The 14,914-nt window shown below is 64.9% G+C and carries 13 protein-coding genes; 4 read left to right on the forward strand and 9 right to left on the reverse strand.

What is annotated here, in order from left to right; all coding sequences use genetic code 11:
- Positions 1-44 precede the first annotated feature (44 nt).
- The 9 genes from GD628_RS01810 to groES form a co-directional block, all read right to left on the reverse strand.
- On the reverse strand, positions 45-467 hold the full coding sequence (locus GD628_RS01810; RefSeq protein ID WP_091602832.1) for a DUF3817 domain-containing protein: 423 nt from the start codon (positions 465-467) through the stop codon (positions 45-47).
- On the reverse strand, positions 464-1,276 hold the full coding sequence (locus GD628_RS01815; protein ID WP_152273672.1) for an SURF1 family protein: 813 nt from the start codon (positions 1,274-1,276) through the stop codon (positions 464-466). Before GD628_RS01815 ends, GD628_RS01810 begins: the two co-directional genes overlap by 4 nt.
- A gap of 56 nt (positions 1,277-1,332) precedes the next feature.
- Positions 1,333-1,824, reverse strand: a complete 492-nt coding sequence (locus GD628_RS01820) for a PTS sugar transporter subunit IIA (RefSeq protein ID WP_152273673.1) — start codon at positions 1,822-1,824, stop codon at positions 1,333-1,335.
- Positions 1,825-1,840: 16 nt separating this feature from the next.
- Positions 1,841-3,562: a glycerol-3-phosphate dehydrogenase/oxidase gene (locus tag GD628_RS01825; RefSeq protein ID WP_152273674.1), complete on the reverse strand. Its 1,722-nt coding sequence runs from the start codon at positions 3,560-3,562 to the stop codon at positions 1,841-1,843.
- Between the two features lie 52 nt (positions 3,563-3,614).
- Positions 3,615-4,754, reverse strand: coding sequence for a GuaB3 family IMP dehydrogenase-related protein (locus tag GD628_RS01830; protein ID WP_152273675.1), 1,140 nt, complete (start codon positions 4,752-4,754; stop codon positions 3,615-3,617).
- Positions 4,755-4,833: 79 nt separating this feature from the next.
- A complete protein-coding gene (gene guaB / locus GD628_RS01835; RefSeq protein WP_152273676.1) occupies positions 4,834-6,351 on the reverse strand; it encodes an IMP dehydrogenase in 1,518 nt (505 codons plus the stop codon).
- Positions 6,352-6,465: 114 nt separating this feature from the next.
- Positions 6,466-8,556 carry an acyltransferase family protein gene (locus tag GD628_RS01840; RefSeq protein ID WP_226802296.1) on the reverse strand — a complete coding sequence of 697 codons (2,091 nt, stop codon included), beginning with the start codon at positions 8,554-8,556 and terminating at the stop codon, positions 6,466-6,468.
- A 160-nt stretch (positions 8,557-8,716) separates the two neighbouring features.
- A complete protein-coding gene (gene groL / locus GD628_RS01845; protein WP_091602814.1) occupies positions 8,717-10,327 on the reverse strand; it encodes a chaperonin GroEL in 1,611 nt (536 codons plus the stop codon).
- Between the two features lie 71 nt (positions 10,328-10,398).
- On the reverse strand, positions 10,399-10,695 hold the full coding sequence (gene groES, locus GD628_RS01850) for a co-chaperone GroES (protein ID WP_055239413.1): 297 nt from the start codon (positions 10,693-10,695) through the stop codon (positions 10,399-10,401).
- Between the two features lie 377 nt (positions 10,696-11,072).
- Here groES and GD628_RS01855 point away from each other — a divergent pair, with 377 nt between their 5' ends.
- From GD628_RS01855 to GD628_RS01870, 4 genes are all read left to right on the forward strand, one after another.
- Positions 11,073-12,026: a siderophore ABC transporter substrate-binding protein gene (locus GD628_RS01855; protein WP_091602811.1), complete on the forward strand. Its 954-nt coding sequence runs from the start codon at positions 11,073-11,075 to the stop codon at positions 12,024-12,026.
- Positions 12,027-12,106: 80 nt separating this feature from the next.
- Positions 12,107-13,147, forward strand: a complete 1,041-nt coding sequence (locus tag GD628_RS01860) for an ABC transporter permease (RefSeq protein WP_091602808.1) — start codon at positions 12,107-12,109, stop codon at positions 13,145-13,147.
- Positions 13,140-14,156, forward strand: a complete 1,017-nt coding sequence (locus tag GD628_RS01865) for an iron chelate uptake ABC transporter family permease subunit (RefSeq protein ID WP_476726876.1) — start codon at positions 13,140-13,142, stop codon at positions 14,154-14,156. Before GD628_RS01860 ends, GD628_RS01865 begins: the two co-directional genes overlap by 8 nt.
- Entirely contained in the window at positions 14,153-14,911 is a 759-nt protein-coding gene (locus tag GD628_RS01870; RefSeq protein ID WP_091602802.1) for an iron ABC transporter ATP-binding protein, read from the forward strand. Before GD628_RS01865 ends, GD628_RS01870 begins: the two co-directional genes overlap by 4 nt.
- Positions 14,912-14,914: the final 3 nt, after the last annotated feature.

The following is a 14,914-nucleotide window of genomic DNA, read 5'->3' on the forward strand; positions in this document are numbered from 1 at the left end:
ACCGCACGCACCTTGGGCGGCTTGCCGCCTCCCCCCGAAGGCGGCTAGTAGCGCTTGGCGGCTTCCGGGTGGGCAGCGAGTTCCGCGAGAACCTGCTTGTGGGTGCGTGCTTCCACGATGAAGGACAGGAACGGCACCACGCCGCCCAGGGCAATCACAATGAACTTCGAGAACGGCCAGCGCATCAGCTGCCAAAGGCGGAAGTCAGCGAAGAGGTACACCACGTACAGCCAGCCGTGCGCAATGAGCACGGCTGTGTAGAGGTTCAGGCCGCCTACAATCACGGGTGGGATCTGGAGCATGTACTTCATGACCATTTCGGCCACGAGCAGCAGCAGGAAGATACCCGTTACCCAGGATGAGACCTTGTAGAAGGCCAGGGCTGTCCGGATCTGCGCGTGGGTGCCTCCGAAGCGGCGCTTCTTCTTCTTGGGGCGGGGCGGCCGGGTCACTGCGGGGTCGCTCAATTCTTTACCTCACTGCTCGTTGTGCCTGGTTCTTCGTCGTACTCGTCGTCGTCTTCATCATCGTCGTCCTCGTACTCGTCCTCTTCGAGGCTGCGCTGGTATGAATCAGCCAGCAGCCGCCACCACAGGAAGACGGAGAATCCGGCGAAGACTACCCATTCGACGGCATAGAAGATGTTCAGCCAGTTGATGGTGGTTTCCTGCGGCTGGGGATCCACGGTGACGGTCTGCAGCCCGGTATCTGCCGGAGTTCCGTCCACCGTCGTCTCATGCGCCGTGACGAACGCGGAGTACAGCGGCTTGTCCCAGATGTTGCCCAGTTCGGCGCTGGACAGTGCGGCGACGGTGCCCGCGGGCACCGGTCCGGCAACCGGGGCTTCCGGCGGCAGCAGCCGGCCGGTAATGGTGACGTCGCCCTCGGGAGCGGTTCCCGCGTCGTCTGCTTCTTCGGCCCAGCCGCGAACCACGGGAATCGAGGCGTCCTGCGGAGCGCCGTCGACGTCGAACGCGGTGACTACCCAGTAGCCCTCTTTGCCATCCAGCAGCCGGTTGTCGATGAGGACCTGGTCCTCGGGGTCGAAGGATCCGCTGAAGGTGACCATCTGGTCAGCCTGGGTGCCGTACAGCGGTCCGCCGGGAGTGAAGACCTCGGTCAGGGGACGAACCACTTCGGTGTCCTCGGCAGGCGGCGGGCCCTCACTTTCGGCTGCCGAGAACTGCCACTCGGAGAGCAGCACAAACACGGTGGATATGGCCAGGGCAAACAGGAGTCCTGCGATCCAGCGTGGTTTCAGGGCAGTCTTAAGCACGGCTTAACGGTACTTCGTAGTCGTGTAGAAAACCCAATGGGCGCCTCCGGGGCTGCTCAGTGGTCGAAGAACACCAGCGAGGAATTGATGAGTTCAGCCAGGACCTCCGGGTCCTGCGCGCGGCGCAGGGATTCCCGGAAAGCCGGCCGGAACAGGGACCGGGCCAGCGTGGCCAGAACCTCCAGGTGCTCCGAATAGGCTGCCGCCGGCGTAGCGATCAGCAGCACTACCGTTGCGGGTCCGTCGGAGGCGCCGAAATTCACGCTGTGCCCGTACCTGCAGACTCCCACCGCGATCGAGGTCTTCACCACGTGCTTGCTGCGGGCGTGGGGCAGTCCGATGCCCCCGGGCAGTCCCGTAGCCATCTGGTGCTCCCGGGCGGTGACGTCCTTAAGGAAGCCGTCCAGGTCCAGCAGCCGGCCCTGGGCGTACATCCGCTCCGCCAGCTGCGCGGCGGCGTCGTCCCTGTCCTTGGCCTCCATTTCCAGGATGACCATTTCCGGCTCGGTAAGGACGGCGCCGGACGCGTTCAGGCTGAGTTCACTCATGCGTCGGTGCTCCCGGTCAGCGCGGGGTGATGTCCTGGACAGCCAGCCGTGCGGCGTCGGCGGAGACGTCGTCGGGCTGTTCCTGGCTCAGCCGTTCTGCTTCCACACGGGCGAGGTAGTGGCGTACCTCTTCCTCAACCCGGGCGTCGTCCCAGCCGAGGATGGGTGCCATCAGCTCCGCAACGACCGGGGCGGCGGAAACGCCGCGGTCCCAGGACTCGATCGAGATCCGGGTACGGCGTGCAAGCACGTCCTCGATGTGGCGGGCGCCCTCGTGCGTGGTGGCGTAAACCACTTCGGCACCGAGGTAGTCGTCCGCACCGGGAAGCGGTTCGCCAAGTTCCGGATTCGCCTTGATGAGGTCCAGGACTTCACCGGCAAGGGATCCGTAACGGTTCAGCAGGTGCTCCACGCGCACTACGTGGATGCCGTATTCGTCGGCTGTGCGGTGGCGCCTGTTCCAGGCGGCCTTGTAGCCGACGGCGCCCAGCAGCGGGATGGTCTGCGTGCAGGATTCCGGCACCTTCTCATCCAGCGCCCGGGCAGCTTCGTCCACGGCGTCCTTGGCCATGACGCGGTACGTGGTCCACTTGCCGCCGGCCACGACCACCAGGCCGGGCACGGGGTGCGCGACGACGTGTTCGCGGGAGAGCTTGGCCGTTGAGTCGTTCTCCCCCGCCAGCAACGGACGCAGGCCGGCGTAGACGCCTTCAACGTCTTCGCGGGTCAGCGGGCGCTTCAGCACGCGGTTGACGTGTTCAAGCAGGTAGTCGATGTCCGCGGAGGTTGCCGCCGGGTGGGACTTGTCCAGGTTCCAGTCGGTATCCGTGGTTCCGATGATCCAGTGGCGTCCCCACGGGATCACGAAGAGCACGGACTTTTCGGTGCGCAGGATCATGCCCACGGTGGACTGGATGCGGTCCCGGGGAACCACCAGGTGGATGCCCTTGGAAGCGCGCACCTTCAGCTGGCCGCGGTCGGTCACCATGGCCTGGGTTTCGTCCGTCCACACGCCGGTGGCGTTGACCACCTGGCTGGCGGCGATGTCGAACTCTTCGCCGGTCTCCTGGTCCCGGACGCGGGCTCCCACCACACGCTCCCCCTCACGGAGGAAGTCGACGACGGAGAGCCGGTTCACGGCGGTGGCGCCGTAGTGCACCGCGGTGCGGACCATGTTGGCCACGTAGCGGGCGTCGTCCACCTGGCCGTCGTAGTAGCGGATGGAGCCGATCATGGCGTCATCCTTCAGGCTGGGGGCCGCGCGCAGGGTCCCCCGCCGGGTCAGGTGCTTCTGCATGGGTACGCCGCGGGAGTTGCCCGAGGTCATGCCCAGCGTGTCATAGAGGAAGATACCGGCACCGACGTAGGGGCGTTCCACGAAGCGCTTGGTCAGCGGGTACAGGAAGGGCACCGGCTTCACCAGGTGCGGGGCGATGCGCTGCAGCAGCAGGCCGCGCTCCTTCAGGGCTTCCTGGACCAGGGCGAAGTCCAGCATTTCGAGGTAGCGCAGGCCGCCGTGGATGAGCTTGGAGGAACGTGAGGACGTTCCGGAGGCCCAGTCCCGGGCTTCCACCATGCCCACCTTCAAGCCGCGGGTGACGGCGTCCAGTGCAGCGCCGGCGCCCACCACCCCGCCGCCGACAATCAGGACGTCCAGTTCGCCGCCGGGGGCCGACGTGGAACGCAGTTTCTGCAGGGCTTCTTCGCGGTATTCCGGACTGAGTGCATCTGTTGCCATGGTCTAGGTTCCTCTCTGAAGCGTGCCCCTGGGGTGGCGGGGTTGGACGTGCTCAGGTGTCGTAAAGGTATGGCGATACCAGCACATCGATGCGCTGGAACGCCTTGAGGTCAGAGTATCCGGTAGTGGCCATTGCCCGCCTCAGGGCCCCCATCAGGTTGGAGGTTCCGTTGGTGTGGTGCGAGGGGCCCCACAGGACTTCCTTCAGGGGGGCAACGGTGTCCAGGTGGACCCTGTCGCCGCGGGGAAGTTCGCTGTGGTGGGCTTCCTGTCCCCAGTGCCAGCCGCGTCCGGGTGCTTCCTCGGCGCGGGCAAGCGCGGAGCCGAGCATGACGGCGTCCGCACCCATGGCAATGGCCTTGATGATGTCGCCGCTGGTACCCATGCCGCCGTCGGCGATCACGTGCACGTACCGGCCGCCGGACTCATCCATGTAGTCCCGGCGGGCTTCGGCGATGTCTGAGATCGCAGTGGCCATGGGAGCGTGGATGCCCAGGGCACGCCGCGTCGTCGTCGTCGCTCCGCCGCCGAAGCCGACGAGGACGCCGGCAGCGCCGGTGCGCATGAGGTGCAGCGCCGGGGTGTAGCCGGCGGCACCGCCAACGATGACGGGGACGTCGAGTTCGTAAATGAACTGCTTGAGGTTCAGCGGTTCAACGTTCTTGGAGACGTGCTCGGCGGAAACGGTGGTTCCGCGGATCACGAAGATGTCCACGCCGGCGGCGAGGACGGTCTTGTAGAACTCCTGGGTGCGCTGCGGCGTGAGCGAGCCGGCTACGGTGACGCCGGCCTCGCGCATTTCGGCCAGGCGGGAGGTGATCAGCTCGGCCTGGATCGGCGCGGTGTAGATCTCCTGCAGCCTGCGGGTGGCCGAGGGATTGAAGTTCTCTTCGCTGAGGACGGCGATTTCGTCCAGGATGGGCTGCGGATCCTCGTAACGGGTCCACAGGCCCTCAAGGTTCAGGACGCCCAGTCCGCCCAGCCGGCCCAGCGCGATGGCGGTTGCCGGGGACATCACGGAGTCCATCGGGGCGCCGATGACTGGCATTTCGAACTGGTAGGCATCTATCTGCCAGTTGACCGAGACGTCCTGGGGATCACGGGTGCGCCGGGAGGGCACAATCGCTACGTCATCCAGGGAGTAGGCTCTGCGCCCACGCTTGCCACGGCCGATCTCAATCTCGTTAGTCACTGCTCTAGGTTATCCCAGTCGTTAAAAGAAGCAGGCACCGTTCCGGTGGGGACGGTGCCTGCTCCTGGAGTCTTCATGCTTAGCGGCGACCGTAGTTCGGCGCTTCGGCGGTCATCATGATGTCGTGCGGGTGGGATTCCTTCAGGCCGGCCGGGGTGATCCGGACGAAGCGGCCCTTGGCCTTGAGCTCGGCGATGGTGTGCGCGCCCGTGTAGAACATGGTCTGGCGCAGGCCGCCTACGAGCTGGTGCGCGACGGCGGACAGCGGGCCGCGGTACGGCACCTGGCCTTCGATGCCTTCGGGGATCAGCTTCTCGTCGCTGGGCACATCGGCCTGGAAGTAACGGTCCTTGGAGTAGGAGGTGTTCTTGCCGCGCGTCTGCATGGCGCCCAGCGAGCCCATGCCCCGGTAGGTCTTGAACTGCTTGCCGTTCACGAAGACCAGGTCTCCGGGGCTTTCGGCAGAACCTGCCAGCAGCCCGCCGAGCATCACGGTGTCCGCGCCGGCAACGATTGCCTTGCCGATGTCGCCGGAGTACTGCAGCCCGCCGTCGGCAATGACCGGAACACCGGCGGGAATCGCAGCCTTGGCGGCTTCGTAGATCGCGGTGACCTGCGGTACGCCGACGCCGGCAACCACGCGGGTGGTGCAGATGGAGCCCGGGCCAACGCCAACCTTGATGGCGTCAGCACCGGCGTCGATCAGCGCCTGGGCGCCTTCACGGGTAGCTGCCTGCCCGCCGATGATGTCCACGTGGGCAGCAGCGGGGTCCTTCTTGAGGCGGGTGATCATTTCCAGCACACCGGCGCTGTGGCCGTTGGCGGTGTCCACCACCAGGACGTCCACGCCGGCGTCAACGAGGGCCATGGCGCGCTCGTAGCCGTCGCCGAAGAAGCCGACGGCGGCACCGACGCGCAGCCGGCCTTCGTCATCCTTGGTGGCGAACGGGTACTGCTCGGCCTTATCGAAGTCCTTGACGGTGATCAGGCCCTGAAGGTGCCCCTCGTCGTCGACCAGCGGCAGCTTCTCGATCCGGTTCTTGCCCAGGAGCTCAACGGTCTCCTCCGGGGAGATGCCCACCCGGCCGGTGATGAGCGGCATCCGGGTCATGACTTCCCCCACCTTGCGGGTGGCGTACTCGGAGCGCGGAATGAAACGGGTGTCGCGGTTGGTCACGATTCCCAGCAGCTTGTTCTGCGGGTCCACGACCGGCAGGCCGGAGACGCGGAAGTGCGCGCAGAGGTCATCGAGTTCCTGGAGCGTGGCTTCCGGGTCGATGGTCACCGGGTTGGTGATCATGCCGGATTCGCTGCGCTTGACCCGGTCCACGTGCTCGGCCTGGTCCGCAATGGAAAGGTTGCGGTGGATCACGCCGAGGCCGCCGTGGCGGGCCATGGCGATGGCCATGCGGGACTCGGTGACGGTGTCCATTGCAGCGGAGAGCAGGGGTGTCTGTACGGTGATGCGCTTGGTCAGGCGGGAGCTGGTGTCTGCCTCTGAAGGGATGACATCCGTGGGGCCGGGCAGCAGAAGGACGTCGTCATAGGTAAGTCCGACGAAGCCGAACGGATCGTGTTCTGGGGACTGCTGGCTCAAGTGCGCGCCTCTTTCGGGACCGGAGATTTGTGGGGTGGCTGGGACAACACGCCCGCGTTTATCTAATCGTAGAACGAAACCGGTACCCCTCCCTATTCCTTGGGGCCCTTTGGGCTATGTGGTTCCGGGCACTGTGACGCCTTCCCAGCCGGTGGCGGCCAGGATGCGTTCCGCCAGGACACGGGACGTGGTCTCCATGTAGGTCCGGTTCAGGTGGTCATGGTCCTTGTAGACAATCACGTTGCCGATGATCCCCGGGCAGGCGTCATCGAAACAGAACTGGTCGCTCAGATCCAGCACGCGCACGCCGGGTATCCGGGCCTCTAGTCCTTCCAGCGGCGAAACGTCCGCGAGCAGCTGGCTGCGGGGCACGTGGCAGGCCCGCACGTCGAAGCCGTTGGATTCAAGGCACTTGAACATGTCGAACTCGAACCGCGGGTTGTCCCGCATGGCCAGGACCTGGATGCCAGCCTCGGTGAAGGGGCGGACGCCGTCGTCGTAGCCGCCGCCCAGGGTTTCATCCGGACTCGATTCCCGCGTGAGGGACGCGACGGTGAACACCGCGTCCGGCATGAGGTCCAGGACGTACTCCCCCGCGGCCTGGTTGAAGGCATTGCACTCTTCGGACCGTTCAGGGTCTTCGGCTCCGTACCGGCAACCCATCTTTAGGACAGTGACCACGTGCCAGTCGTTGGCGCGCGCCACCGGGCCGAGGGCCGCGGTCCACTGCATGGCATGGGAATCTCCCAGCACCACGATGGTCTTCTGCGATCCTTCGGCAGTACCGATCTGCTTGCAGTGCCCTTCCAGGACACTGCCGGCCTCCGGCGCCGCGGCCTCCCCGCACGCCTCGTCCAGCTGTGCCCATTCCTGGTCCATCTCTGACGGCGCCGGCTTGACGAGGGCCTGGGTGGAGGAGACGGTTTCATAATCAGGATCCAGGGACAGCGCGCCCGGATTGTCCGCAATGGACTGCAGCCGCACGGCTTCTGCCTGCGCATCCACGCGTTCCTGCCAGCCGGCCAGCGGCGCGGCAACGAGGGCGAAGGAAGCTGCCAGCACCACTGCCGAGCGCCATGCGGAGACCTGCGGCCAGGACCAGCCGCGCAGCGGCCCTTCCACCAGTTTGGTGGTCAGTACAGCCAACAGCAGCGAAACCGCAATGACGACGGCGCCGTCCACCAGCCCGGCGTTCTGCTGTTTGGAGGCAATCAGCCAGAAGACCAGCACCGGCCAGTGCCACAGGTACAGGGCGTAGGAATTGTCCCCCAGCCTCACCAGCGGCCCGGCCTTCAGCAGCCGGTCCGCTCCGATCCGGCTGCCCGTGTCTCCGGCAGCGATCACCATGGCCGCAGCCAGCGTAGGCCAGAGTGCGAGGTAGCCGGGGAACTGCTGCTGGACCTGCAGGATGATGCCGCAGCTGAGCATGGCGATCACGCCGGTCCACCCGATCAGGATGCGGACCCGGTGGCCCAGGCGGAGGTATGGCAGGGCCAGCGCCAGCAGGGAACCCAGGGCGAACTCCCAGAGCCTGGTCCGGGTGTCGAAGTAGGCATAGGCCTGGTTGGTTCCGGTCTGCCAGACGGAGTACGCCAGGGACACCGCGAACACGGCGGTGAAGATTACCGCCAGCACGGACCGGTAGCTCCTGCCCGCCAGCCTCGAGACCGGGAGCGCTGCCGCGAAGATCAGCGGCCAGAGGACAAAGACCTGGCCCTGGATGGACAGGGACCAGAAGTGCTGCAGCGGACTGGCCGCACTGTGGTCTGCTGCCAGGTAGTCCACCGCATTGTTGGCCAAAGTCCAGTTCTGGAAATAGAACAACGAGGACCAGGTCTGTCCAATCAGGTCCTGGCGGGCACTGGCCGGCAGGAGCGCCGCGGCAGCGGCGAGCACTGCCAGCAGGACGACGGCGACGGCGGGCAGCAGCCGCTTGAACAGGTGCAGCCAGTACCGGCCCAGGGCCAGTGCCTTTCCGCTTTCGGCCTTCCGGATGAAGGAGCCGGTCAGCAGGAACGCGGAGATCAGCAGGAACACGTCCACTCCCCCGGAAACCCTGCCGAGCCAGACGTGATAGAGAACCACCAGCACCACGGCGAGAGCGCGCAGCCCCTGGACTTCGGGGCGGTAGCGCCGTTCCGCGGCGCGCGGGGCAGGGGCCTGCGGGAAGTCCGAAGCGGCAGCGTGCTGCACGGGTGCTGACACTTACTGGTGTCCTTTCAAAGCGGCAAATACCGCACAAGTTTACCGGCCGAACCCCGCGAAGCCTGAATCCGGCGGCCCTGCAACAGCTCCAGGAAAGGGCAAAGGCCCCGCCAGCCGCGGAGAAAATCCGCGTCTGACGGGGCCCTGGGCCAGCCGAAAGTTAGTGGCTGTGGCCGTGCTCATCTTCCTCGTCAGTCGGCTTTTCGACGACGAGTGCCTCGGTGGTCAGGACCAGCGCGGCAATGGACGCGGCATTCCGCAGTGCGGAGCGGGTGACCTTGACCGGGTCGATGACGCCGGCCTCGATCAGGTTGACGTATTCGCCCGTGGCGGCGTTGAAGCCGTTGTTGACTTCCAGCTCGCCCACCTTGGACACGACGACCATGCCCTCGGCACCTGCGTTCTCGGCGATCCAGCGCAGCGGCTGGGCCAGCGCACGGCGGACCAGGCCTACGGCAGTGGCGGCGTCGCCGTCGAGCTTTGCCACCTCGGAATCGGTATCCAGGGCGTGGGAAGCGTGCACCAGCGCGGAACCGCCGCCGGCGACAATTCCCTCTTCCAAGGCAGCACGCGTGGAGGACACGGCGTCCTCGATACGGTGCTTCTTTTCCTTCAGCTCAACCTCGGTTGCAGCACCAACCTTGATCACGCCGATGCCGCCGGAGAGCTTCGCGAGGCGCTCTTGGAGCTTCTCGCGGTCCCAGTCGGAATCGGTGCGCTCAACTTCGGCACGGATCTGCGCTACGCGGTCCGCAACGTCAGCTTCGGAGCCGGCGCCGTCCACGATCGTGGTGTTGTCCTTGGTGACGGTGATCCGGCGGGCGGAGCCCAGCACCTCCAGGCCAACCTGGTCCAGCTTCAGGCCGAGGTCCGGGGATACAACCTGGGCGCCGGTGAGGGTGGCGATGTCCTGCATCATGGCCTTGCGGCGGTCGCCGAAGCCCGGCGCCTTGACCGCAACAACGTTCAGGGTGCCGCGGATCTTGTTGACCACCAGGGTGGAGAGGGCTTCGCCGTCCACGTCTTCGGCGATAATGAACAGCGGCTTGGAGGCCTGCAGTGCCTTTTCCAGCAGCGGCAGGAACTCGGCGACCGAGGAGATCTTGCCGGAGTTGATCAGGATGAGCGCATCTTCGAGAACGGCTTCCTGGCGCTCGGCGTCCGTGACGAAGTAGGGCGAGAGGTAGCCCTTGTCGAACTGCATGCCTTCGGTGATGACCAGTTCGGTGGACGTCGAGGAAGATTCCTCGATGGTGATGACGCCGTCCTTGCCGACCTTGTCGAAAGCTTCGGCCAGCAGCTGGCCAACTTCCTCGCTCTGGGCGGAGATGGCTGCCACGTGCGCAACCTGGTTGCCTTCAACTTCCTTGGCGTTCTCCAGCAGGCGTGCGGCAACGGCTTCAACAGCGGTTTCGATGCCGTGCTTCAGTGCGCCGGGAGCGGCGCCTGCGGCTACGTTGCGCAGGCCTTCCTTGACCAGTGCCTGGGCCAGGACCGTTGCGGTGGTGGTGCCGTCGCCGGCAACATCGTTGGTCTTGGTGGCAACTTCCTTGGCCAGCTGGGCGCCAAGGTTCTCATACGGATCGTCGAGTTCGACCTCGCGGGCGATCGTGACGCCGTCGTTGGTGATGGTGGGTGCGCCCCAGGTCTTGGCGAGCACCACATTGCGGCCGCGCGGGCCGAGGGTGACCTTGACGGTGTTGGCGAGCTTGTCGACACCGGCTTCCAGTGAACGACGGGCGGAGTCGTTGAACTCCAACTGCTTTGCCATGTGCGTGTCCTTTCGAGAACTACATCTACAAAAGAAGACCCCGGCCGAATCTGGCCGGGGTCTTCAAAGACTTACTTGACGACGATGGCCAGCACGTCGCGTGCGGAGAGCACCAGGTATTCCTGGCCGCCCTGCTTGACCTCGGTTCCGCCGTACTTCGAGTAGATGACGACGTCGCCCTCAGCAACATCGATCGGCACACGGTTGCCGTTGTCGTCAACGCGGCCGGGGCCGACTGCTACGACTTCACCTTCCTGGGGCTTTTCCTTGGCGGTGTCCGGGATAACCAGGCCGGAAGCCGTGGTCTGCTCAGCTTCGAGCGGGCGAACAACGATGCGATCCTCAAGGGGCTTAATAGAGACCGACACTCGGGCTCTCCTTTGCTTAGTTACTAACGGGTTTGTGGACCGTCGGTAGGCGCTTGCCGTCGTCGCGGGTGCCGGTGGGCGCTTCCCTCAGGAATTAGCACCCTCACAAGGGGAGTGCTAGCTCCGACTTTATGCAACGGTTAGCACTCGGTCAAGGCGAGTGCCAACAAAGGCCGCAAGATAATTCTCTGCCGTCCGGGACCGGTTCCCCGGGCGGGCGTTCGCACGTTACTGCCCGGGCGACATCTAAGTTGCTTAGCCTTGCCTAACAAGATAGTTTTCAGAGGCGCGCAAAATTAGCAAACGATTTTGTGACCTAATGGTGGAGGCATCCCCCGGCAGGCCAAACCGAAGAGATCATCTGGAGCACCCCCAAAGTGAAGACCACCCTTAAGTCCCGGCTGCTGGCCGGAACCGCCCTGGTTTCCCTGCTCGCCGTCAGCGCCTGCGGCTCGGAGACCGACGCCGCCGCCGAACCTGCATCGGCAGAGCCGACCACCGTTACCGTGGAGCACACCCAGGGCACCACTGAGGTTCCCGTGAACCCGGAGGTCGTCTACACCTTCGACCTCGGCGCCCTGGACACACTCGACGCCCTGGGCATCGAGGTGGACGGCGTTCCGGCCGCGAACTACCCCGAAAGCCTTTCCAAGTACGGCTCGGATGACTACGCCAAGATCGGGAGCATGAAGGAACCGGACTTCGAGGCCATCAGTGCCGGCGCTCCGGACCTGATCATCATGTCCGGCCGCACCGCAGACTCCTACGAAGAGTTCTCCAAGATTGCCCCCACGATCAACCTCAGCACCGACGCTGCGGATCCGTGGAATTCCTTCATCTCCAACACCGAAATCATCGGTGAGATCTTCGGCAAGGAAGCCGAAGTCGATGAGAAACTCGCCGCCCTTGACTCCAAGGTAGAAGAAACCAAGGCAACCGCGGCCGACGCCGGCAACGGCCTGATCATCATGACCAGCGGCGGCGAAATGACCGCCTACGGCGCAGGTTCGCGCTTCGGCCTGATCCACGACGTCCTGGGCGTTGCCACCGCCGCTGACATTAAGTCCGAAGCACAGCACGGCGAATCCGTCTCCTTCGAGTACGTCGCGGAGATCAACCCGGACAACCTGTTCGTCATCGACCGCGACGTCGCAGTCGGAAACGCAGGCGAAGTTGCCTCCGCAGTCCTGGACAACGAACTCGTCATGGGCACCAAGGCCGCCAAGAATGACCGCATCACCATGCTCGATTCCTCCAGCTGGTACCTGGTGGGCTACGGCCTGAACAACGTTGACGCCATGGTCAGCGCTGTCCAGGACGGCATTTCCTAACCGTCCTTCGTACCTGCTAGATCCTCGCCGGCCGGGACCGCCTTCGGGCGGCCCCGGCCGGCGAGGGAGACGGAACCCCCATGACAACACAGATCAGCCCCTCAGCTCCGGCTCCTGCCGGGGCCGCTGCCGTACCCGGACCACGACGCCGGGTCCCCGGCCCGGCAGCCATGCTGGTCCTGGGCGGCACCGCCGTCCTGGTGCTCGCCGTCGTCAGCATGTTCGTGGGCGTCAGCGACGTCTCCCTCTCCTCGCTGCTGGCCGGCGACGAGCACGCCTGGACGATTTTCTGGGTCAGCCGGGTGCCGCGGACACTGAGCATCATCCTTGCCGGCATGGCACTGAGCGTGGCCGGGCTGATCATGCAGCTCATGGCGCGGAACAAATTCGTTGAACCCTCCACAGTGGGAACGATCGAGTCCGCGTCCCTTGGCATCCTCGTGGTGACGGTCCTGATTCCCGGAGCCTCGCTGTTCATGAAAATGTCCACGGCCACCCTTTTTGCCGTCGCCGGAACCGCACTCTTCCTGCTGATCCTGCGCCGCATCCCGCTGCGCAATACCCTGATCGTCCCCCTTGTGGGCATCATGCTCGGCGGCGTCATCGCTGCCGTCACCACCTTCTTCGCGTACCGGTTCGACCTGCTCCAGACGCTGAATTCCTGGATGACCGGGGACTTCTCCGGCGTCCTGCGCGGACGGTATGAGCTGCTCTGGATCGTCGGCGCGCTGACGCTGATCGGTTTCCTCGCCGCAGACAGGTTTACGGTCGCCGGCATGGGACAGGAGTTCACCACCAACCTCGGCCTGAACTACAACCGAGTGATGACCCTCGGCCTGATCATCGTGTCCCTGATCAGCGCCGTCGTCGTGGTCAGTGTGGGTTCGGTCCCGTTCCTGGGTCTCATCGTGCCCAACCTTGTCTCCCTCCTGGTAGGAGACAACGTCCGCCGAGCCATCCCCTGGGTCGCGATTTTCGGTGCGGGCTTTGTGCTCGTGTGCGACATCATCGGCCGGACCATCCGCTACCCCTACGAAATCCCCGTGGGCGTGATCGTTGCCGCCGTGGGCAGCGTCCTGTTCCTCTACCTGCTCCTGAGAAAGCGCTCCGCCCGTGCCTAGCTCACCCACCAGCGTCCTGCCTTCGGCAATGACGGTCCAGCGCCGCCGTCCCGTACGGAACCTCTCCCCCCGCTTCTGGATCATTGCCCTTTCCGTCGTGGCCGCGGCGCTCGTCGCCGTCTTCATGACCATCGAGCTGCGCGGAAACATCGGCTATGTGCTGCCGCGCCGCGCCATCAAGGTGGGGTCGATGATCCTGGTGGCCTACGCCGTCGGGGTTTCCACCGTCCTGTTCCAGACCGTGACCGCGAACCGGATCCTGACGCCGTCCATCATGGGTTTCGATGCCCTGTACGTGCTGATCCAGACCGTCCTGGTGTTCACCTTCGGCGGCGGACTGGTTCTTTCCATGTCCGAGCCGCTGCGTTACGGGATGGAAGTCGCCCTGATGGTGGGCTTCTCCTTCCTGCTCTACCGGTGGCTGTTCACCGGCGGGGGCAAGTCCCTGCACCTGATGCTGCTGGTGGGAATTGTGCTGGGCACGATGTTCCGCGGCATGTCCTCCCTGCTGCAGCGCCTCATCGAGCCCAGCGAGTTCATCATCCTGCAGGACCTGTTCTTCGCGTCCTTTAATAATGTCGACGGCGCACTGCTGGGTTACTCGCTGATTGCCGTCGCAATCGTCAGCGTTCCGGCCTGGCGGATGCGGCACTCCCTCGATGTGATGTCCCTGGGACGGGATACCTCCATCAACCTGGGCGTGAACCACAAGCGTTCCGTGACCGGTGTGCTGGTGATCTGCTCGGTCCTGGTTGCCGTCTCCACCGCACTGGTTGGCCCGGTCACCTTCTTCGGCCTGCTGGTGGCATCACTGGCCTACCAGCTGTGCTCCCACTTCTCCCACAAGGCCGTGGTTCCCATCGCCGTGCTGCTGGGCATCATTGCACTGGTAGGCGGCCAGCTGGTCCTTGAACGCATCTTCGCTTTCGATACCGCGCTGAGCATTGTCATTGAATTCGTTGGCGGAATCGTGTTCCTGATTCTGCTCCTGAAAGGCTCCCTTAAATGATCCAGGTCAACGGCGTCACCAAGACCTACGGCTCCACCCCGGTAGTGGACGGGGTGAGCTGCCACATCAAGGAGGGCGGCGTCACCTCCATCATCGGTCCGAACGGAGCCGGCAAGTCCACGCTGCTTTCAATCATCAGCCGCCTGCTGAAGTCCGACGCCGGTTCGGTCACCGTGGACGGCCTGGACGTCTCTGCCGCACCGGGCAAGGACCTGGCCCGGAAGATGGCTATCCTCCGCCAGGACAACCACCTCACCGTCCGGCTGACGGTCCGCGACCTGGTCGGATTCGGCCGGTACCCGCACAACGGGGGGCGCCCGACGGCGGCGTGCCGGGAAAAGATCGAGCAGGCCATGGCCTTCCTGGACCTCACTGAGCTGGCCGACCGCTTTGTCGACGAGCTTTCCGGCGGCCAGCGCCAGCGTGCGTTCATCGCCATGGTGCTGGCGCAGGACACGGATTACCTGCTGCTGGATGAGCCGCTGAACAACCTGGACATGAAGCACTCCGTGGAGATGATGCGGCTGCTGCGCCGGCTCACCGATGAGCTGGGCAAGACCGTTGTCCTGGTCATCCACGACATCAACTTCGCGTCCTGCTACTCGGACGACATCATTGCCATGGCAGACGGCAAGCTGCTCCATCAGGGACCGCCGTCGGCGATCATGCAGCCTGAGGTCCTTAGGGACATCTACGAGATCGATATCCGGATCGAGGAGATCGAGGGCAACCGGATCGGCGTGTACTTCGCCTAGGGC

The sequence above is a fragment of the Arthrobacter koreensis genome, from assembly GCF_009193255.1.
GTDB lineage: Bacteria > Actinomycetota > Actinomycetes > Actinomycetales > Micrococcaceae > Arthrobacter_B > Arthrobacter_B koreensis.